The 18,563-nt window shown below is 69.2% G+C and carries 18 protein-coding genes and 3 pseudogenes; 11 read left to right on the top strand and 10 right to left on the bottom strand.

All coding sequences use genetic code 11. The features are described from left to right. Positions 1-50 precede the first annotated feature (50 nt). Together SLUN_RS00710 and SLUN_RS00705 are read right to left on the bottom strand one after the other, a co-directional pair. Entirely contained in the window at positions 51-653 is a 603-nt protein-coding gene (locus SLUN_RS00710; RefSeq protein WP_108146692.1) for a sigma-70 family RNA polymerase sigma factor, read from the bottom strand. Between the two features lie 141 nt (positions 654-794). Beyond that, the gene (locus tag SLUN_RS00705; RefSeq protein ID WP_108146691.1) at positions 795-1,418 is read right to left on the bottom strand and encodes a hypothetical protein; all 624 of its coding nucleotides are present in this window, start codon (positions 1,416-1,418) and stop codon (positions 795-797) included. A 282-nt stretch (positions 1,419-1,700) separates the two neighbouring features. Here SLUN_RS00705 and SLUN_RS40615 point away from each other — a divergent pair. The 3 genes and pseudogenes from SLUN_RS40615 to SLUN_RS00695 all read left to right on the top strand — a co-directional run. Next, positions 1,701-2,171 (top strand): annotated as a pseudogene (locus SLUN_RS40615) (MFS transporter); the annotation flags it as partial. A gap of 115 nt (positions 2,172-2,286) precedes the next feature. After that, the gene (locus tag SLUN_RS40610) at positions 2,287-2,832 is read left to right on the top strand and encodes an MFS transporter (RefSeq protein ID WP_257153962.1); all 546 of its coding nucleotides are present in this window, start codon (positions 2,287-2,289) and stop codon (positions 2,830-2,832) included. Beyond that, positions 2,829-3,407 (top strand): hypothetical protein, encoded by a 579-nt coding sequence (locus SLUN_RS00695; protein WP_254711069.1) that lies wholly within the window; start codon positions 2,829-2,831, stop codon positions 3,405-3,407. Before SLUN_RS40610 ends, SLUN_RS00695 begins: the two co-directional genes overlap by 4 nt. Positions 3,408-3,756: 349 nt before the next feature. Here the strand turns inward: SLUN_RS00695 and SLUN_RS00690 are convergent, their stop codons facing one another. Both SLUN_RS00690 and SLUN_RS39155 read right to left on the bottom strand, forming a co-directional pair. Continuing rightward, positions 3,757-4,338 carry a DUF4352 domain-containing protein gene (locus SLUN_RS00690; protein WP_108146690.1) on the bottom strand — a complete coding sequence of 194 codons (582 nt, stop codon included), beginning with the start codon at positions 4,336-4,338 and terminating at the stop codon, positions 3,757-3,759. Between the two features lie 343 nt (positions 4,339-4,681). Next, positions 4,682-4,900 (bottom strand): hypothetical protein, encoded by a 219-nt coding sequence (locus SLUN_RS39155; protein ID WP_159100100.1) that lies wholly within the window; start codon positions 4,898-4,900, stop codon positions 4,682-4,684. Between the two features lie 402 nt (positions 4,901-5,302). On the opposite strand from SLUN_RS39155, the gene SLUN_RS00685 reads away from it, so the two are divergent. Continuing rightward, complete coding sequence (locus SLUN_RS00685) at positions 5,303-6,178, top strand: hypothetical protein (protein WP_254710035.1); 876 nt, start codon at positions 5,303-5,305, stop codon at positions 6,176-6,178. Positions 6,179-7,938: 1,760 nt separating this feature from the next. Further along, positions 7,939-8,166, top strand: a pseudogene (locus SLUN_RS40605) (molybdopterin-dependent oxidoreductase); the annotation flags it as partial. A gap of 24 nt (positions 8,167-8,190) precedes the next feature. Here the strand turns inward: SLUN_RS40605 and SLUN_RS00675 are convergent. Next, positions 8,191-9,351 carry an IS30 family transposase gene (locus tag SLUN_RS00675; protein ID WP_108146689.1) on the bottom strand — a complete coding sequence of 387 codons (1,161 nt, stop codon included), beginning with the start codon at positions 9,349-9,351 and terminating at the stop codon, positions 8,191-8,193. A 49-nt stretch (positions 9,352-9,400) separates the two neighbouring features. Here SLUN_RS00675 and SLUN_RS00670 point away from each other — a divergent pair. The 3 genes and pseudogenes from SLUN_RS00670 to SLUN_RS00660 all read left to right on the top strand — a co-directional run. Continuing rightward, positions 9,401-10,480: pseudogene (locus tag SLUN_RS00670) on the top strand (molybdopterin-dependent oxidoreductase); the annotation flags it as partial. Then, positions 10,477-10,992: a hypothetical protein gene (locus tag SLUN_RS00665; protein WP_108146687.1), complete on the top strand. Its 516-nt coding sequence runs from the start codon at positions 10,477-10,479 to the stop codon at positions 10,990-10,992. The pseudogene SLUN_RS00670 and the gene SLUN_RS00665, both read left to right, overlap by 4 nt. Before the next feature lie 534 nt (positions 10,993-11,526). Then, on the top strand, positions 11,527-11,784 hold the full coding sequence (locus tag SLUN_RS00660; RefSeq protein ID WP_108146686.1) for a hypothetical protein: 258 nt from the start codon (positions 11,527-11,529) through the stop codon (positions 11,782-11,784). A 43-nt stretch (positions 11,785-11,827) separates the two neighbouring features. Here the strand turns inward: SLUN_RS00660 and SLUN_RS00655 are convergent, their stop codons facing one another. From SLUN_RS00655 to SLUN_RS00645, 3 genes are all read right to left on the bottom strand, one after another. Next, on the bottom strand, positions 11,828-12,613 hold the full coding sequence (locus SLUN_RS00655; RefSeq protein ID WP_108146685.1) for an MBL fold metallo-hydrolase: 786 nt from the start codon (positions 12,611-12,613) through the stop codon (positions 11,828-11,830). 151 nt (positions 12,614-12,764) lie between these two features. Continuing rightward, a complete protein-coding gene (locus SLUN_RS00650) occupies positions 12,765-13,379 on the bottom strand; it encodes an HD domain-containing protein (protein WP_254711068.1) in 615 nt (204 codons plus the stop codon). Beyond that, entirely contained in the window at positions 13,376-14,428 is a 1,053-nt protein-coding gene (locus tag SLUN_RS00645; RefSeq protein ID WP_108146683.1) for a GlxA family transcriptional regulator, read from the bottom strand. The genes SLUN_RS00650 and SLUN_RS00645 overlap by 4 nt, the downstream gene beginning before the upstream one ends. A gap of 169 nt (positions 14,429-14,597) precedes the next feature. Between SLUN_RS00645 and SLUN_RS39150 the strand changes: the two genes are divergently transcribed. The 3 genes from SLUN_RS39150 (at position 14,598) to SLUN_RS00635 (ending at position 16,617) form a co-directional block, all read left to right on the top strand. After that, entirely contained in the window at positions 14,598-14,735 is a 138-nt protein-coding gene (locus SLUN_RS39150) for a hypothetical protein (protein ID WP_159100099.1), read from the top strand. A gap of 284 nt (positions 14,736-15,019) precedes the next feature. Then, entirely contained in the window at positions 15,020-15,379 is a 360-nt protein-coding gene (locus SLUN_RS00640; protein ID WP_108146682.1) for a YciI family protein, read from the top strand. A gap of 14 nt (positions 15,380-15,393) precedes the next feature. Then, positions 15,394-16,617, top strand: coding sequence for an RNA polymerase sigma factor (locus SLUN_RS00635; protein ID WP_108146681.1), 1,224 nt, complete (start codon positions 15,394-15,396; stop codon positions 16,615-16,617). Between the two features lie 221 nt (positions 16,618-16,838). Here the strand turns inward: SLUN_RS00635 and SLUN_RS00630 are convergent, their stop codons facing one another. Both SLUN_RS00630 and SLUN_RS00620 read right to left on the bottom strand, forming a co-directional pair. Beyond that, positions 16,839-17,147 carry a transposase gene (locus tag SLUN_RS00630; RefSeq protein WP_159100098.1) on the bottom strand — a complete coding sequence of 103 codons (309 nt, stop codon included), beginning with the start codon at positions 17,145-17,147 and terminating at the stop codon, positions 16,839-16,841. Between the two features lie 370 nt (positions 17,148-17,517). Further along, positions 17,518-18,435 (bottom strand): glycoside hydrolase family 35 protein, encoded by a 918-nt coding sequence (locus SLUN_RS00620; RefSeq protein WP_175303076.1) that lies wholly within the window; start codon positions 18,433-18,435, stop codon positions 17,518-17,520. Between the last annotated feature and the right edge of the window lie 128 nt (positions 18,436-18,563).

Raw genomic sequence — 18,563 nt, 5'->3', positions numbered from 1 at the left:
GTGAGGAGACAGGCCGTCGGACCCGGGCCGGGTCCGACGGCCTCCATGAGTCAGACGGCGACCGGCTGCTCCGCCTCATGCAGCAGGCCGACCAGCGAGCTGCGTGCGCGGGCCAACCGTGAGCGGACCGTGCCCACGGGGCAGCCGCTGACGAGGGCGGCCTCGGCGTAGGGCAGTCCCAGCAACTGCGTGAGGACAAAGGCCTCCCGGCGCTCGTCGGGCAGCGTGGCCAGGAGTTCGGCGAGGGCTATGCCGTCGTCGAAGCCGGGCAGGTTACGGGACTGGGCGCGCTCGGCGGCGGACTGCCAGTCGTCCGTGTCCGCGAGGCGGGGGCGGGCCGCGGTGTGCCGGAGGCTGTCGATCACGGCGCGCCGGGCTATGGAGAGCAGCCAGGTACGGGCCGACGAGCGGCCTTCGAAACGGTGCAGGCTGCCGAGCGCCCGCAGGAAGGTGTCCTGGGTCAGATCGTCGGCGGCCTGCGGGTCGGCGCTGAGGTAGGCCACGTACCGGCGTACGTCGCGGTGCAGGGCGCGTACGAATCGCTCGACGGCCAAGGGATCACCGCCACGTGCGTCGAGCGCCCATCCGGTGATCGCGTCGTCGGTCGAACATCGCGTCGTGCGGGGCACGATCGAGGTCAGGGCAGAGTTCATTGCCTGATGTCCTTCTCGGAATCCGGGAATCCGGAGCCGCGCGCGGGCGGGTCCGGTGAGTCGTACGGCCGCGCGCACAGGGCGCAGCCGATGCCCGAGCGCCTTGGGGTGAGCCCCACGGCGGCATCGGGGAACCGGCTGTCAGCTGACAGCGGTCCCGGTGGGCGGACCCCGAGTGGTGAAGGCGTGAGCGAGCAGCAACTGCCGTGGCGTACGCGCGCGGCGGTTGCGGCGAACGCGGATACGCGGCGGACGGTGCGGCAGTGCGGGGACGCGGACCAGCAGACACAGCGGGGCGACGAGCCGGTCGGCGAGCGCGCGCAGGATCCGGAACGCCGCGCGTTCGCCATACGCGAGCCAGAGGCCGCTCAGCAGCGCGGCCAGCAGGTGGGCCGCGAGCATTCCGGTCGACGACGTCATGCCGCCGCCGGTCATGTCGTGCGCCGTCGATGCCATGGACTGCATGGGGTGGTGGTGATGCATCGGCGGCATGGGCGAAGCGGCCGTCTGAGCGGTCTGGGCCAACGAGAACGCGGTGTGCAGTGCGGTCTGCGCGGCCACGGCGAACACGACGACCGGGAGCAGGGTGCGTTCCCGCCCGGACAGGCACCAGGCCGCGGCACCGGTGATCACCGCTCCGGCGCCCACCGTCCACCAGGGGACGCCCGATTCCGACATCAGTACGTGGCCGATGACCGCGAGCAGCACACAGACGGCCGCGAACACCGCAGCCCGTACCGCGCGCACACCCCGTCCGACAGTCATGGCGGGGCTCATCCTCGCATCCGGCTCGCGTTCATCAAGGGTGGGTACGGAAGTTCCCGAGCCGCGCTCAAGCTCCGGCAAGTGATTCAAGCCACAGAAAATCGCGGGAACTTGAGGCCCTTTCCGTACGACTCCCTGCCACGACCCGGGTGACCTCCCGGGCGGCGAAGGGACGGAGACGCACGGGTGGGGACGGAGCACGGGACGGAGCAGAAGGAAGCGGCCGCGGCCACAGGTGTGCCCCGTCCGGCGCGTGCGCCGACCGCGTTGCTGACCTGCGCGATGGCGTTCTCGATGATGCAGTTGTTCCTGCTCGGGGCGCTGGGTCCGCGGCTCGTGGACGAACTGGACGTGTCGCCGACCCTGCTGGGTCTGACCACGACCGTCGGCTTCGGCGCGGCCGCCGTGCTCTCGCCGGTCGGCGGCCGCGTGGTGGACCGCGTGGGGCCGCGCCGCTGTCTGGTCGCGCTGCTTCTCGTCTCCGCCGTGGCACTTGCCCTCATCGGATCGGCGCCCGGCGCGGGTCTGCTGCTGGCGGCGGTCGCGCTCGGCGGGCTGCCGCAGGCACTGGCCAACCCGGCCACCAACAAGGCGATCCTGGCCACCGTCCCGCCCGAACGCCGCGGCTCGGTGACCGGGATGAAGCAGTCCGGCGTACAGCTCGGGGCCTTCGCCGCCGGGCTGCCGCTCGCGGCGCTCGCCGGGGTCGCGGGCTGGCGGGGCGCGGTGTGGACGGCGGCGGGGGCCGCGGTGGTGGCGGCCGCCTGGGCTGCGCGGGCACTGCCCCGGGATCCGCGCGCGGCCGCGCAAGGGTGGGCCGCGGGCGCGCTCATCACTCGTACCGCGGGGTGCGATCGCCTGGCTCGCGGTGTTCTCGCTGCTGCTCGGCTGCGGGATCGCCTCGGTCAAGACGTATCTCGCGCTGTACGGCACACAGCGACTCGGCCTCGGCCCCACGGCCGCCGGTGCGCTTGTCGCCGTCCTGGGGGTCGCGGGCGTCGCGGGCCGGGTCGGCTGGTCGAAGGTGGCCGGGCAGCCCGGGCGTGCCGTATGGCTGCCCGGCGGGCTGGCCGCGGGGGCGGTGGGGGCCGCGCTGCTGCTGGCCGCCGCGTCCTTCGCCCACCCGCTCGGATGGGTCGCGGCGGTCGCCGTCGGCGTCTTCGCGGTCGCCGCCAACGCGGTGTCGATGGTGCTCGTCAAGCAGCGCGCGGCGCCGGGGCGGGCGGGGCAGGACTCGGCGCTGGTCTCGGCGGGGGTCTTCGCCGGATTCGCCGTCGGGCCGCCGCTGTTCGGGCTGCTGGCGGAGTCGGGGCGGTACAAGACGGGGTGGCTGCTGGTCGCCGGAGAGTTCGCGGGGGCGTGTGCGGTGGCGGTGTGGTGGGCGGTACGGGACCGGGGCGGGGTGAAACGGTGAGCGCGCCCGGTTGGGCCGCGCCGGAGTGGGCCGCGCCCGCGCTCGGCAGGATCCTCGACCGGGTCGCCGTCACACAGGCCGAAGTCGGCGACCGCTTCCCGCTGTTCGCGGACCCCGACAACGGGCGCTGGACGACCACCGGGCGCGGTTCCTGGACCGGCGGGTTCTGGGCCGGGCTGCTGTGGCTGCGCGCCCGCTACACCGGTGAGGCCTCCGACCGGCGGGCCGCCGCCGCGTGCACGGCGCGCCTCGCCGACTGGGTGGACGCCGACACCGCCGCGCGCGGGCTGATCCTCTGGTACGGGACCGCGCTCGCTGATGACGAGGCGTCTGTACGGCTGCATGGACGGGCAGCCCGCGCCTGTCTGAAGTCCTGCGACCCCGAACTGGGCCTCGTCCCCTGGGGTTCGGCCTTCGGCGGCCCCCGTCTGCTGGCCCGCGCCGACGCGGTGCCGGGGATGGTTCCGCTGCTCGCGACGGCGGACGCGGGGGCGGCCGAGAGCCACCTGTGGACGCACCTCGAACTGTGCCGGGGAAACGGGGCGTCGCGCTTTGAGGTGAACTGGATTTTGTAGCGGCCCTGAAGCCAGGCATGATCGCCTCGGCGGATGGGAGAACACAGGTCCGATGCCTGCACCACGGAAGGCCGCCCGGCCTGCCCGAACGGATCGCAGTCCTCGCCGCGACGGAATACCGTCCACACCGCCGACGGCGGCCGGACAGTCCGGCCATGACGCGCCGTGCTTTGTCTATCTCCCCTTCCATGAGGAGTTGCAGGGTGACCATGCGGGCCACCTGGACAGCCCGAGTTCTCCCCGCTTCACGGTGACCGTGGCAAGGGTATGACGACCCTTGCTGCTATCCCGCCGCGGACGGCCGTCCCCGTCCGCGGACCGCGACCCCTTTGAGCGCAGAACATTGACGTCAGGGCACATTCCACTGGCCGGTATCTGTCGAGTATCCGCTGTTCATCGCGAACTGAACCTTGGCGATCTTGGAGGCCTTCGGAACCTCGAAGATGATGAACCCCAGGCCGGTGTCGCCTGGCCCGATGGTGACGCTTCCGGGGAAATTTGGACCTGCGGTTGTCTCCTCGAACGTCGCGTCGAACTGCTGGCCTTGGGTGTCCACGACCTTCGCACCGTTGCTCGGAGAGTCTTTGTAGACCGCAGTCCCGGTGTTCTTCAGCCGGAACTGGACCGCCACGAACCGCATGCCCGCCTCGGGACTGGAGAACTCGTTCTTGGCACCCGCCGGATCGACCACCCTCACAACGGTGACGGCGAGTTTCTCGCCGTTCCCGGTGCCGGTGAGGTCGAGGGTGTTCCCCACGGTGGCGGAGGGGGCCCGGGACGGCGTGGGGCTCTGTGCGGCACTCGGCCGCTCCGTAGCGGGCGACTCCTGCGCCGGTGTACTCGCCGGCGTGGTGGTGACCTTCTCATCCCCGGAGCAGGCCACCGCTGCGGCCAGCAGCCCGGAGAGTACGAGGGCGAGCACACGTCGCATCGAACCTCCCCTAGGACTAATGCGCCTGGTAGAGCGCGGAAAGTAGAGGCAGATCAATAGTCCGCCTCACTGCGGGCTTGCGCATACGGAGCAGTGTGAGGTCGACGTTGACCTTCACGCTGATGGAGTACGGAGGGCTTCGGCGGCCGCCTGGAATGCCGCTCCCTTGGCTGGCCAGGAGGCGAGCCGCGCGGTGACGGACTGCTCGTCGCCCCAGGGGCCTGGTCGTCGGCGAGACGGCGGCAAGGCAACGACGGCCTGTCCTAGCAGATTCTTCGGGTGATCACCCGCATCCCCGGCACAGCGATCGCACACTCGTCGAGGTCGCGGCCGGGATGCGCGATCAGGCGACGAATTCTACCGGCGCCCCCTCCGGGTCGATACACCCCTGTCGATCTTCCACACAAGCGCGCTGGTCGGCGTTGTCCAGCCTCCACTGCTCGATCTCCGAAAGCTTCTGCAGCAGACGGTCGGTGCCGGCCGTTGTCAGGGGGTAGAGGCGCATCTTCGGTGGCTGATGCCGGGGACAGCAATCGTCCACTGCCGAGAAGGCGAACTGCACGCGGAAGAGACCAGCCAGCCCTGTGACCTGCCGCGATGGGCGGGCGCGGGGCGCTGACCTGCGCGAATGGTCTTTCGGCTGTTTCACGCTCGTGCGCGTTGGTGCAGCTGGAAGTCCCAGAAAAGTCCCAGAGGACTCCCACTGCCGACGGCCACTCTTTCGGCTCTATGCAGAGTGTGGGGGTGCGGTGTGGGCTGGTGACTGTGCATCCGAGGTCTGCCTTGAACGAACGGCAACTTGCGCTTCTCGAACGGCTCGCGGTGAGTGAAGAACCCGGAGCCTGGGCCCCCGGCGATTGGCGCTCGGCCTATGCCCTGCGCGACCGTGGGCTTTTGCGGGTCAGGAGAGGTAACGGGGATGTCCATGCGGAGGTCACCGAGGCTGGCCGGTTCTACCTTCGGCATGGTCATCATCCCGACGACCCGGCGTTTGCAGACGGCGGTAGCCAGGCGGTGTCCGCCGAGGGATGACGCGTCGGTGGTCCCGGTCCCCACGCGACTGAGTTCCCTCCATCCGGCTGTGGCTGCGCTCAGGGACGATGACGGGCGGCTGGTGATTCCGCCCGTGCTCCGTCGCCGGTCACTCCTGATGCTGCAGGCCCTGGCTGCCGCGGCGGTGCGGCGAGGGCACGAGGTGAGGGAAGGCCGGTCGTATTACTCGCGGCGCGAGGGCGGAGTGGACGTGGTCGTCGACGGCTTCGCATACATAGTCACTGTTAAGCAGGAGTTCCCACAGTCCACGAATGCGGAGCGTTCCGCGCGTCTCGTTGTCGAACTTGAACACGGCCGGTCCAGCAGGCCCGGTCGCTGGCGAGATCGGAAGGGCAGGGTGCTTGAGGACACCCTGGGCGTGATTCTCGGGGAGATCGAGGCGCGAGTGCTGGAGGACGCTCAGCACAGAGAGAGCGAGGAGCGGGCCAGGGAAGAGCGTGAGGTCCGCTGGCGGGCGGCCATGGTGAAGGCAAAGGAACGAGCGGTTCGGGATCAACTCGCCGAGGTGCTTCGCGAAGAGGTAAGGCGCTGGCGGGAGGCTGCTGCATTGGGTGAGTACTGCGACGCCTTGGAACGTCGTCTTGCCGAGTTGGGCAGCGCTCCGACTGAGTCGGATCTGGCTGCCCCCCGACGCTGGCTGGAGTGGGCACGTGGCTACGTGCGGGCGCTCGACCCTTTGGACCAGCCTCGGGGGATGCCGACTCTGCGTGATCCGACACCAGAGGAGCTGAGGTCGTATCTGCAGGGATGGAGTCCTTACGGGCCCGAACGGCAGACTGGACGATGAAACGCGGCGCGAGCAGCCCCGCCGACTGGACCGGTTTCCGATGACCCACCATGTGGAATGCGTCGCGATCCTTGAGCCTGCCGCAAAGGGCGCCTGACCTGCGTTTTCTCCAGTGTGCATTATGGGCGTTGTGTGCGTTACGGGCCATATCTTGACGCTGAAGCGACGCTCGTGACGCTCGTTCTGATGGGTCGTCACCTCGCTTGAGGTGCAGGTCAGGCGTCCGAGCAGGACGGGTTTCGCAGAGGGACCTGCCGGAAACACGCTCGTCCGCTGTCCAGAGGATGCTGGCCGTAGGTGGGGGTGGCGAGGTGACGAGCTACTGGATGGTGGCGAGCATGCCGAAGGCAGAGCCACTGAGGGTCGACATCCCCACGGGGGATGTGATCGGACCTGCCGAAGGGAACGCGGACGGGTCTCTGCCCCTCAGTAGGAGTTGGAGCCGTAGGGGCTCCAGCCCTGCGCTTGCCCGGCGGAACCGTGCGGCGGCACGCGGCCGGCTGATCTGCATCGCCCCCGCCGACCAGGGAGTCCCGTTACGCGCCGCCGGGCCGAGCAGCCCACCGTAGCCCCGCGACGCCGGAGCTAGGCTGGAGTGCAGGTATGCGAAGGGGAAGATTGCCGATGTGTACTGAGCGTGGCCTGGATAGGAACACGACCCGCGACTTCTTGACGAGGCAAGCCAGGCAGTGCGAAGTCCGTGCCGATGAGGCGGATGCCAAGGGGCGGCCTGGGAAGGCAGCGAAGCTGCGGGCCACGGCTGACCGTTGCCACGCTTCCGCCGAGAGGACTTGAGCGGATCCGGAACGCCGACAGCGGACCGCAGTGCGGTGAACGAGCGGCCGTGGGGCCCCATTGCTCGATGTCCTTCCGGCCCGCCCCTCGCGCCTTGCGAAGGAGGGCTGGGATACCGGCCGTGCCCGCCGGACTGACATCGACACCGAGGGCGGTGTGGCCGGACGTCCAGCATCAGCCGACGGTCCGTACGGCGTAGGAACAGCGGGCCACGGCCGGAGCGAACAGCGTTGGTGTAACGGCTGGTGTGCCAGGGGCTGGGCTCGTGGCTTTGCGGCGCGGTTGTGCTCATAGCGCCGCGGCGCCCCTCAGTTGCGGGCCCTTGCCGACGCCTCGTTCGCGTGAGGGCCAGGACTGTCCCCTGGGGTCACAGACCGACTGCTCGCCCGGGCCACCAGTCGGCCGCTGGCGGTCGTACATCCGCCGCGTCTGTCGTAGGGAAGATTTTTGGTTCGGTCACGTCACGAGGATGCGGGCGTGCGGGGTGAGGGCTCGATCCCACATTTGGTCACCCTTGGCGGGCGTGATGGGGAGCGAGTTGCCCTTGTCCGGGCGGGATCCTCCAGGACAGTCGGTCGGCGTCAGAGGCGGGAGGAGTCGACCTGGACAAATACCCTCAATCCCTGGTAGCGGGGTCTACTGTTCGGCGTTGGGCGGTGGCCTGCCGTTCCGTGAACCGCACAAGGAATCCAATGGGCGACACGCACGGCAAGGACAAGCCTTCCCAGCCAGATGGGCCGGCCGCGAGCGCAGACGAGCCGGGTCGCCGCGGCGCCGACGAGACGTCTGCGCAGCAACGGGATGCGGCGAAGGTGCGTCCGGGCGGGGTGAGCGGCACCGCGTCGTCTGCCGGGCGCGAGGAATCTGGCAGCCGGGGTCGCGGTCCGTCCGCGGGAGAGCCGCCCAACGGGCGCGAAAGAGACAACCGCTCTCCGGCGACTCCGGCGGCTGGTTCGAGCCCGAAGGTGTCGAGGGCGCGGGTTGCGAAGATGCTGCGGCTGGGCCCACCGGTCGGTCCGTCCCGGCCGGGTTTTTGGCGTAGTCCTCTGCGGGGGCCGTGGCTGACGTCGGTTTTCGGCTCGGTTCTGCTCGTCGGTGTCCCGGTGTTGTTCGTGACCGGGCTGCTCTCCTACGCCGCCTACAATCCGGATCTTGCGGGCAATGACCAGACGCCGGAGAGGGGGTGGTTGGGGGCGGTTTCCATCAATGGTTGCGAATCACCTGGTCAATGGGCCTGTAAGGCAGTCTCTCATGGCCTCGACCGGGGTCTTGTCCCCGAGGACGATGCGAGGTCGGCGGTTGAGTTGGCGGGCGACGGCGCGAAGATCTTGTGCGGTGTGGACGGACAGGTCGGTGCCCTTGGGAAAGTACTGCCGCAGCAGACCGTTCATGTTCTCGTTGGTGCCGCGCTGCCAGGGCGAGTGAGGGTCGCAGAAGTAGATCCGGAAGCCGGTGAGGGCCTCGATGTCCTGGTGGAGCGTCAGTTCGCGTCCCTGGTCCCAGGTGAGGGTTCTCCTCATCTGGGGCGGGATGTGTGCGGTCTGGGCAATCAGCGCGTTGCGGACCTGCGGGGCCTTCCAGCCGCCGGGCAGATGGATCAGTTGGACGTAGCGGGTGGTGCGCTCGACCAGGGTGCCGATCGCCGAGCCCTGTCCGCGGCCGATGATGAGGTCGCCTTCCCAATGCCCGGGAGATTTACGGTCGTTGACCTCGACGGGGCGCTGGTGGATCAGCGTCATGTTCTTGATCTTGTTCAGGGTGGGCACGCCGCGACGCTGCTTCTTGCGTCGGGTTCGGCCGGTACGGAGCTTGGCGTCGCGACGGCCGAGGAGGCCGGCGAACAGGGCCCGGTAGATCGTCTCCGGGCATGCCCGCGTCGATGTGTCGTGGGCGTGCTCGCGGGCCAGGTGGCGCGAGATCTGCTGCGGTGACCACTTCTCAGTGAGCTTCTCGCGCACGAACGTTCGCAGCTGCTCGCCGGCCCGGATCTTCTCTTCCTTGGGACGCTTACGTCGTAGGAGGGCCTGATTGTGCGCCCACCAGGGGTTGTAGCGGCCGTCCGGCTTGCTGTTCCGCTTGATTTCCCGGTAGACGCTCTGGAAGCTCTTCCCGATCGAGGCAGCGATCCGCTTCACGCTCTGGCCGGTGTGCAGGCCGTCGGCGATCGCGATGCGGTCGTCTTGGGTGAGGAAGCGCGGCGATATCGGGCCGGGGTCAGGAACGATCATGCTTCCAGCATCGATGAACCACAGCGAGCCGCAGCTCGTGGACACCCCGACATAGCGGGCGGCAGCCGCACCTCGGTATCCCTGGTGTAGCAGCTCGAAGTACCTCTTCTTCACCGCGGTCGGCACTCTGTTGGGGGCGTACCTCGGCATGCGGACACTCTCCTTCCGGAGCGTTCGCAACCACCGATAGAACTCAAGGGGCTTCTATCTGTTCGCCTGGCCAACCGATCCGTACTGGCTGTTCCGCCTCAACCAGGGCGTGCATGTCACGCTCGGCATCGTGCTGATCCCGGTGTTGCTGGCGAAGCTGTGGTCGGTGATTCCCCGGCTGTTCGCCTGGCCGCCTGTGAGGTCACTCAGTCAGGCGCTCGAACGGCTGTCGCTGCTGCTGCTCGTGGGCGGGGTGTTGTTCGAGTTCGCCACTGGTGTGCTCAATGTCCAGCTGGACTACATCTTTCCCGGCTCCTTCTACGTCCTGCATTTCTACGGGGCCTGGCTGTTCATCGGCGCCTTCGTCGTGCATATCGCCTTCCGTATTCCCCTGGTGATCCGGACACTGCGCAGCGGGGGCCTCCGTGACGAGCTGCGGACGCCGGCCGGCCGCACGCAGGGAGCACCGGCGGACGAGACGGGGTTGGTGACCCCGAACCCGGCCCCGCCGACGATGTCGCGTCGGGGTGCTCTGGGCATGGTGGGTGCGGGCTCCCTGGTACTGCTCGCGGTGACGGCCGGGCAGAGCATCGGCGGTTCCCTCAGATCCACTGCCCTGCTGGCTCCGCACGGCCAGGAACCCGGGCCGGGTCCGAACGGGTTCCAGATCAACAAGACCGCGGCGGGTGTGGGAATCCGTGCCCGCGACATCGGGCCCGGCTGGCGGCTAGTCGTACGGGGTGGGGGCCGCGAAAGGATTTTCACCCGCGAGCAGGTGCTGGCGTTGCCGCAACAGAGTGCGGCGCTGCCCATCGCCTGCGTGGAGGGGTGGTCCACCGACGACCAGGAGTGGAGCGGGGTGCGGCTGGCCGATCTGGCCGCAGTCGTCGGTTTCGCGGACCGAGCGCCGGGTGTGTTCGTCGAATCCGCCCAGCGCAGTGGGGCCTTCCGTTCGGCCATGCTGCGCGACAACCAGGTCCGCGACGCGCGCTCGCTGCTGGCGCTGCGCGTCAACGGAGCCGTCCTGTCGCCGGATCACGGGTACCCGGCTCGGGTCATCGTTCCGGCCAACCCAGGTGTCCACAACACCAAATGGGTCACCCGGCTGACCTTCGGGGAGGGCGCATGAGTGGTTTCCGGGCGCGCTACGGGGCCTCGCCCCTGCACCTGCTGCTGGTGCTGTGCTCCTTTGCCCTGACCGGGTATGCGGGAATCCGGCTGCTGGACGGGGACCAACCGTGGATGGTCGTGGTGTGGTTCGTCGGAGCAGCTCTCCTGCACGACCTGGTCCTGCTCCCCCTCTATACGCTCACCGACCGCGCCGCCCAGACCGTCCTTGGCCGCCCCTCAGAACCTGCCGCTCAGGGCGACGGCAACCCGCCGATGCGGGGATGGATCAACTACGTCCGGGTGCCGGTCTTCCTGTCCGGTGTCCTGCTCCTGACCTACTTTCCCCTGATCCTGGGACAGGTGGAAATCTTCACCGCGTACACCGGCCTTCCCGACGACGTGTTTCTCGGCCGCTGGCTACTGATCACCGCCGTACTGTTCGGCCTCTCCGCTCTCCTGCTGCTGGCCCACATGTGGAATTCCCGCCCGGCGAAGGGGGCGCCGGAGCCGAACCGGAAATCCGCACCCTGACCCTCGATTCAGTGGGGGCGGTGCGTTCAGGTGCTCCAAATGCGAGTTGGCCCACAGCGCCGGCCGATGCCCCGGTGCGTATCGGCGCGTCCGGGAAGCAGGTCGTCACCCTGACCGTGTCGGACTTCTACGTGCCACTGAGTTCACCGCGAAGTCCGGCGTGCCCACCACGCTGGTGCTGCGCGGCAAGGACTCGGGCGGCTGCGCCCGGGCGTTCACCATCCCCGAAGGTCCAAAAAGACCGTCGAGCGCAACGGTGATACCGAGGTCGACCTGGGCACCGCAAGTCCGGGACGCCGCGTTTCTCGTGCGGCCTGCTCGTCGACGATGAGCTGGAGGACCTCCCTGGGCTCTGCGGCCGCCACGGCAGTGCTGCCCGGACCTCGGTCCGGGCCGAGGAGGCCGTTCGTTCCAGCTTCGCGCGCACCTCCTTTCCCAGCACCACCTGCATCGCTTGCGCCCGCGCCATCCCGACCACCCCTGCGCCCCACCGACAGGAGTGGATCATGACGGACGCCGGCGGGAGCAGGCCCGATGGGCGCCATGCTGAAGAACCCGCCGGAGTCGATGCCGCACCACCTGCGCCAGCGCCTGAACGAGCACGCCCGCTCGCGCTGGCCGCAGCTGACCCGTGTCGACGTGCGCTTTCGGGCCGGATTTGCCGACGTCGCGGGGACGTTGCCCAGCGGGCAGAGCCTGCCGTTGGGCCGTCTGCGCTTCGCCGGGTCATGCACACCTGGGGCTTCGCCATCGACCTCGCCAAGCGACGGCCACCAGGACGCTTCTACCTGACTGGCAGAGCGATCAGTCGTAGAAGGCCGGGGAGCGACGGGCCTCATCGTGCTCCGGTCGTGGGCTCCGTGTGGGAACTCGCGGGCTCTGTTCGCCGAGGCAGGCGGCCCTTCGCCGCCAGTTTGCGCAGTCGGTGTTCTTCTCTGTCCGCCCACTGGCGCACCCGGTCGGGATCGAGCGCCGTGCCGTGGCCCACGTGCAGTCTGGTCGGCTTCAGCGCGAGCATCTCGCGCAGGCTGGCCAGGTTGCGCAGCGGGTCGTCGTGGAAGGGCGGGTTGGCGGGCCTGCCGGTGATGAGGCCCATGAAGGAGTTGGCCACCAGGTCGCCGGCGACGAGGTCGCCTGCGTCGGTGAGGACGGACACCGAGCCGGCGGTGTGCCCCGGAGTGGGCATGATGCGAGCCTCGACTCCGTAGTCGGACAGACTCATCTCTCCCCGTACGAGCACATCGGGTTCGACTCGTTCCACGGTGACGTGCATGGCTTTGCTTCTGTTCATCAGGCGTCCCATCGTCCCGGTCGGCAGGTACGGCCGGCGGGAACGGCCGGTGCTGTACGGGCCGAGGTCGGCGACATGGCCCGCGACCGGCGCACCGGTGAGCCGGTGCAGTTCGGTCGCGGAGCCGAAGTGGTCGATGTGACCGTGCGTCAGAACGATCAGAGCGATGTCCTGGGGATCCACTCCGTGCTGGGCTACCTGGTCGTAGATCCTGCGGCCGTTTCCCGGTGTCCCCGCGTCGACGATGACAGCGCGTCGGCCCAGCACCAGGTACGTATTGATCGCGTGCTTTCCCAGGACGGGCATGGCAATGATCTTCGTATGGGACATGGTTCCTCCAAAGTGCCTCCGCCTCGGCTCGGGCGTGGCTTCTGTGGGTCGAGGCGCGCGAAAGTCCGGCGCGCCGCCCGGCCCCGGCACCCGGTACGGCCCGGTCGTGTCGAGGATCGACGGAGTGATCCGTCAGTCGCCTGTGGTGCGTTCAGTCCTCGAACGGTGCGGCAGCGATCAGGTCCAGGAAACCGGCGTGCCGGATCAGCAGGGCGATCCGCGAGTCTGGCTTGGCAGCCGCCTGCCGGCGTACTGCGTCGGTCACGAAAGCGGCGAACCCCTGGCGGGGGTGGAGTTCGAGCACGTCGGTGAGGAGGCCGGGCGGCAGCTGGTCCAGGCGCAACCCCATGACGTCCGCTGCGGCGCCCAGGTGGACCGCGGCCACCTCCGGCCGGGGGTCGTCGGCAGTGGTGATTTCCATGTGCAGGGCGATCGCGTCCCGGACCAGTCCGACCAGATCGGGCCGGGCTCCGCGGGAGTGCAACTCCTGCTCGGCCAGCCGGGCTCCGTGCAGCTCGAACGGGGTCTGGGGGTCGTCATACGCCTCGGTGAGTGCCAGATCGTGCAGGGCCGAGGCGATGAACAGCGCCTCGGCGTCGAAGGCGCGCCGTTGTCCCTCGAGGAAGGCCGAACCGAAACGGTAGGTGCGGTGACAGTGGGCCACCAGCGTCGGGGGGCTCGCGGCGCACAGCATCTGGTCGGCGGCGCGGGCGAGCGGCGAGTCGGGGAACGAGGACAGCGGCATGGGACTCTCTCTGCGGGTCATGGGGCCGGGATCTGGTCGGGCAGGGGGAGAGGGCCGTCAGGGAACGCGCCGACGGTGTCGGCAGCGGGCGGGGACCGGAAGCGGCGCCGGTATTCGGCCGGAGTGGTGACGAGCCGCCGCCGGAAGGCCCGGTGCAGGGTCTCCACGGAGCCGAGGCCGCTCGCGGTTGCCACATCGGGCAGACTGCGGTCGGTCTCTTCCAGGAGGCGGCGCGCGGTCTCCACCCGGACCGCTTCGATGTACGAGGCGGGCGTGCTTCCGGTGCGCTGCCGGAACAGCCGGGCGAGGTGGCGCACGCTCAGGTGCATCCGCTCGGCGAGTGTCTCGATCGACAGGTCATCGGCGGGATGGTCGGCGATCCACAGGCGTAGCTCATCGATCCGGTCGCCCGAGGGTGCGTGGATAGAGAGCGGCACGCTGAACTGGCTCTGCCCGCCGGAACGTTTCACGTACATGACCATCATGCGGGCGGTGGCGAGCGCCAGAGCCTGGCCATGGTCCTCGGCGACCATGGCCAGGGCCATGTCCATCCCCGAGGTGACACCCGCACAGGTCCACACCTGCCCGGCCCGGATGAAGATCGGATCCGGGTCGACGGCGATCTGCGGGTAATCGGCGGCGAGCCGCTCGGCGGTGAGCCAGTGCGTGGTGGCAGACAGTCCGTCCAGGAGCCCCGCCGCGGCCAGCAGATGCGCACCCGCGCAGACCGAGGCGGTCCGGCGGGCCTGGGGGGCCGCCGTACGCAGCCACTCGACGACAGCAGCGTCGGTCACCGGTTCGACGCCACCGTCGACCAGGTTGATCGCACCCGACACGAGCAGGGTGTCCACCTGCCCGCCCACCTCCTCCAGGGCCACGTCGGCCACCAGTCGGACCCCACTGGAGGTGGGCAGTTCGCCGGCCCGAGTCGCCGCGATCTCCACCCGGTAGCCGGGACGGTCTGCCCCGGCGATGCCCGAGGCGACGGAGAAGACCTCGGCCGGACCGGTGACATCCAGGAGTTCCACGCCGGGAAAGGCGACGATGACGACTCTGCGTGATGCGGGCATGCCGCCATGGTTCCCCGCCTGTCACTGCGGCCGCAATGACCAGTTTCTGTCAGATCCGGCCACGGGAACTGCCGCACGCCACGGGCGTCGCCCTACCCGAACCCCGATCAGCCAACGATGCGCCCACAGCACGTGGGGCGGCGACATCGCCATCAAACCGTTCCAGGTGTTGGCGGGGTCCCTTCACGGCCTGGCCCTCGAGTGCCACGGCGATTGCGTCGAGGGCGCTGAGCGGGATGACTGGGCCGAGTTCTCCCCCGACCGTCTCGGCTTCTATCACCCCTGGAACGGCCTGTACGACACCTGATCCTCAGCTCAGATACGCCCTGTCGACGGTCCCACCGAAGCGGGTGGTAACCCCCATCACCGGACGCACACCCTCAACCAATCAACGCGGTGCAGCACTAGCCACCCAATCCGGTGACCATGAACGCTGACCGGGTTGGGTGATTCGCCGGACCAGTGCAGGCTTGGAGCACGACCTTTTCTTGGGTGGCACGAGCTTTTCTCGGATCTACGTGTCGATGCGGGCGAGGCCCGTTCGTAGTGGGGTGAGGCAGGAAGTGCCTGCCCATCACGAGGAGCATCACCATGACGCACTACCTGTTGTCCGTCCACAGCGTCGAGGGCGAGGCCCGCCCCCCGATGACCGACGAGGAGATGCAGCAGTCCCACAAGCAGGTCGGCATCATCGAGCAGGAGATGAAGTCGCTCGGCGCCTGGGTTTTCTCCGGCCGCCTGCACGCACCCGACACTGCCACCGTCGTGCGCATGTCCGACGGCAAGGTGCTGACCACGGACGGCCCCTTCGCGGAGTCGAGGGAACACCTCGGCGGCTTCTACATCATCGAGGCCGAGGACCTCGACGCCGCGGTCGCCTGGGCGTCGAAGGTCACCGAGGCCATCAACGCGCCGATCGAGGTCCGTCCCTTCGCGGGCTTCGCGGCGTAGCCGGGAGACTGACCTTGCCGGTCATCGACGAGGCCGCGGCCGGCCGGATCTTCCGCGAGGAATCCGGCCGATCTGTGGCTGCCCTGATCCGCGTCTTCGGCGATATCGACGTCGCCGAGGATGCGGTGCAGGAGGCGTTCGCCGTCGCCCTGCGCACCTGGCCGGGCAGTGGCCTGCCGCCCAACCCGGGCGGCTGGATCACGACGACCGCCCGCAGGCGTGCCATCGACCGGCTGCGCCGCGAATCGCGTGAACGGGAACTGCTCAGCGAGGCAGCGGTGCTCGCGCCCGGCGGCTACGACGATTGCGGCATGTCCGAGGAGGCGGGGCCCGTGCTGGACGACCGGCTTCGCCTCATCTTTACCTGCTGCCACCCGGCGCTCTCCACGGAAGCACAGGTGGCTCTCACCCTCCGACTGCTCGGCGGCCTGTCGACCGTGGAGGTCGCACGATCCTTCCTGGTGGCCGAAGCGACGATGGCGCAACGTCTGGTGCGTGCCAAGCACAAGATCAAGGCCGCCCGGATCCCCTATCGCGTGCCGGAGGATCACGAGCTGCCCGACCGCCTGCCGCCTGTGCTGGCCGTGGTCTACCTCGTCTACAACGCCGAACTGACGGGCCCGGCCGAAAGGGGTCTGTGCTCGGAGGCGATCCGGCTGGCACGGATCCTGGCGACGCTCATGCCCGACGAGCCGGAGGTGGACGGCCTGCTGGCGCTGTTGCTCCTGACCGAGTCCCGTCGCGCCTCGCGCAGGCGGCCCGACGGCTCCCTGGTGCTGCTTGGCGAGCAGGACCGCAGGCTATGGGATGGGGCCCTGATCGAGGAGGGCCAAGCGATCGTCCGCCGGTGCCTTCGCCGCGACCGACCCGGTCCGTATCAGCTCCAGGCCGCCATCAACGCCGTACATGCGGACGCCGCGACCTTCGAGCAGACCGACTGGTCGCAGATCGTCGCCCTGTACGACCAGTTGCTCGCGGTCGCTCCCACACCGGTCGTGGCCCTCAACCGCGCCATCGCCATCGCCATCGGTGAGGTGCAGGGCCCCTGCGCCGCGCTGGCTCTGGTGGACGAGTTGGACCTGGACAATTACCACCCGTTCCACGCCACGCGAGCTGATCTGCTTCAACGACTGGGCCGGAACAGCGAGGCCGCGGCCGCCTATGAGCGTGCGGCCGCCCTGGCGCCGACGGACGCCGAGCGGGACTTCCTCAGGCTCGGTGGCCGAGCTTCGCGCTGAGCGAAACTGTGACTTCGCGTATCCGTAGTTCCCGCGGTGTTCGGTGTGGATCCCGCGGATCTCCTCGACCAGGGCGTCCTCCGCGGCCTGCCGCTCGTTCCGCGCGCCGGCGCCGGCAATCCACCGGTAGTAGCCCGAGCGGGAGACTTCCAGTACCCGGCATATTCGCTTGATGCCGAACCTCTCGGCGTGGGCGGAGATGAAGTCCCAAGCGGCGGCCTTCACTTCATCTCCCGGGCGAAATACGCCGCTCCCCGGCGCAGGATCTCGCGTTCCAGCTGCCATTCCTTCTCCGCCTTGGCCAGTCGGGCATTCTCCACGCGCAGCCGGGCCAGCGCGCCCTCAGTGCCCTGCGACGCGGCGGCGGAGGCCGGGCGGCCGTCGGCGTCACGCACCCAGGTACGGAGCGTTTCCGGGTTGACGTTCAGATCGGCCGCGACGTCCTTGAACGTCCGCCTGCCGGCCGAAGCCCGCCACAACGCGATCGCGTCGGACCGGAACTCCGGACTGTACTTCGAGGGCCTTGCCACGTAGATCTACACCTTCCTGGACCATCAAGATCCATTGTCAGGTGTGTCCACACCACGGGGATCACCTCAGTAGCGGACACGGCCGGGAATCGCGCCGGGTCTTCCAGCCCGGTAAGCCCGTCCAGCGCCCGAAGCATCGTCTCCCGCACCATGTCGTCGACAACCGCGTGCCCGTTCAAGGCCCCCTACGACGTTGTAGACGAGTGGAGCGCCTCGGCCAGCGCCGTCCTCGGTGGACCGTCATGGACAGGGCATCGATGGTAGGCGGGCCCGGACGTCCGGTTCGTAGGGGCGCTGGGGGCCGCCCTGCGCGGGATCGGGCGAGACACGTCCGGCGCCGGGCCGATGAGGTACTCATTTCCCGGCCCCTCTACTCCTCGGTGGGACCGAGGTCCGGTGTATCCCGCAGGTCGACGGTGCGGGTCCGGTGGGCGGCGTGCAGTTCGAGCAGGACGATCTCGTTGGTGCCCGGGCGCAGGACCGGCGCGGGGACGTACAGGGACCGCTGGGGGCCGCGGGACCAGTAGCGGCCGAGGTGGAAGCCGTTGACCCAGGCGTTGCCCTTCGTCCAGCTCCTGAGGTGGAGGAAGGTGTCGGCTGTCTCGGTGACGTCGAAGGTGCCGCGGTGGAAGGCGGGCCCCGTCGGTGTCGTCGTGGTGGCGGCGAACGGGAGCCCCGCGAGGGAGGTCAGAGGCAGGGGCCGACTGGTCCACCCGGTGAGTTCCGTGCCGTCCAGCAGGACCTTGCCGGGCAGGCCCTTGCGGTCGTGGATGCCGGGCCCGTAGTTGACGCGTCCCTGGTTCTCCACGAGCAGGCTGAGGACGGTGCCCGCGCGGGGCACGGTGAAGGCGATGGCCCGCTCGTGGTTCTCTCGCTCCAGAACCCCGACGGGCTGGCCGTCGAGGAAGACCTGGGCGCGGTCGCGGACCTGCTCCAGTTCCAGCAGGACGGGGCCGGCGGCCGGCAGGGCGGTCTCGTACAGGACGAAGCCGAAGTCCTGCTTGAGCTCTTCCATCGTCAACGGCCGCTCGGACGCGACGGCGACACCCAGTGCGGGAGCGCACGCGAGCAGGGAGGCGCTCTCGGTCAACGGGACCGCGGGCAGCGCCAACTTCGCGGCACGGCCGGGCACGGGTTCTGCAGGCACTGGCGCGTACTTCGCTATGACCTCGCGGAAGGCGGTGAACTTCTCCGCGCGGATCACGCGGGTCGGGCACCTCGGCCAGCCGCTCCAGCAGGCCCGGCACTTCTGCGAGTGCGAGCCGTGGACGATCGCGGAGTTGGTCAAGAGCGGGCGGGATCGGTGACGATGCGTCGGCAGGCACGGTCTTCCACTCGGATCACGGGGCGTAGAGAACTCCATGATCTCGGGAGCCCGTGCCTGTCACGTTCCCAGATGGCCGGCGAGTTGGCGGA

The sequence above is a fragment of the Streptomyces lunaelactis genome, assembly GCF_003054555.1.
GTDB lineage: Bacteria > Actinomycetota > Actinomycetes > Streptomycetales > Streptomycetaceae > Streptomyces > Streptomyces lunaelactis.
The sequence above is the reverse complement of the archived record's forward strand: the minus strand, read 5'-3'. Positions and strand labels throughout refer to the sequence as shown.

Coding starts and splice junctions, on each gene's coding strand:
- SLUN_RS00710 (WP_108146692.1), bottom strand. CDS start 653: ATGAACTCTGCCCTGACCTCGATCGTGCCCCGCACGACGCGATGTTCG.
- SLUN_RS00705 (WP_108146691.1), bottom strand. CDS start 1,418: ATGACTGTCGGACGGGGTGTGCGCGCGGTACGGGCTGCGGTGTTCGCG.
- SLUN_RS00690 (WP_108146690.1), bottom strand. CDS start 4,338: ATGCGACGTGTGCTCGCCCTCGTACTCTCCGGGCTGCTGGCCGCAGCG.
- SLUN_RS00685 (WP_254710035.1), top strand. CDS start 5,303: ATGGTCATCATCCCGACGACCCGGCGTTTGCAGACGGCGGTAGCCAGG.
- SLUN_RS00675 (WP_108146689.1), bottom strand. CDS start 9,351: ATGCCGAGGTACGCCCCCAACAGAGTGCCGACCGCGGTGAAGAAGAGG.
- SLUN_RS00665 (WP_108146687.1), top strand. CDS start 10,477: ATGAGTGGTTTCCGGGCGCGCTACGGGGCCTCGCCCCTGCACCTGCTG.
- SLUN_RS00660 (WP_108146686.1), top strand. CDS start 11,527: ATGGGCGCCATGCTGAAGAACCCGCCGGAGTCGATGCCGCACCACCTG.
- SLUN_RS00655 (WP_108146685.1), bottom strand. CDS start 12,613: ATGTCCCATACGAAGATCATTGCCATGCCCGTCCTGGGAAAGCACGCG.
- SLUN_RS00650 (WP_254711068.1), bottom strand. CDS start 13,379: ATGACCCGCAGAGAGAGTCCCATGCCGCTGTCCTCGTTCCCCGACTCG.
- SLUN_RS00645 (WP_108146683.1), bottom strand. CDS start 14,428: ATGCCCGCATCACGCAGAGTCGTCATCGTCGCCTTTCCCGGCGTGGAA.
- SLUN_RS00640 (WP_108146682.1), top strand. CDS start 15,020: ATGACGCACTACCTGTTGTCCGTCCACAGCGTCGAGGGCGAGGCCCGC.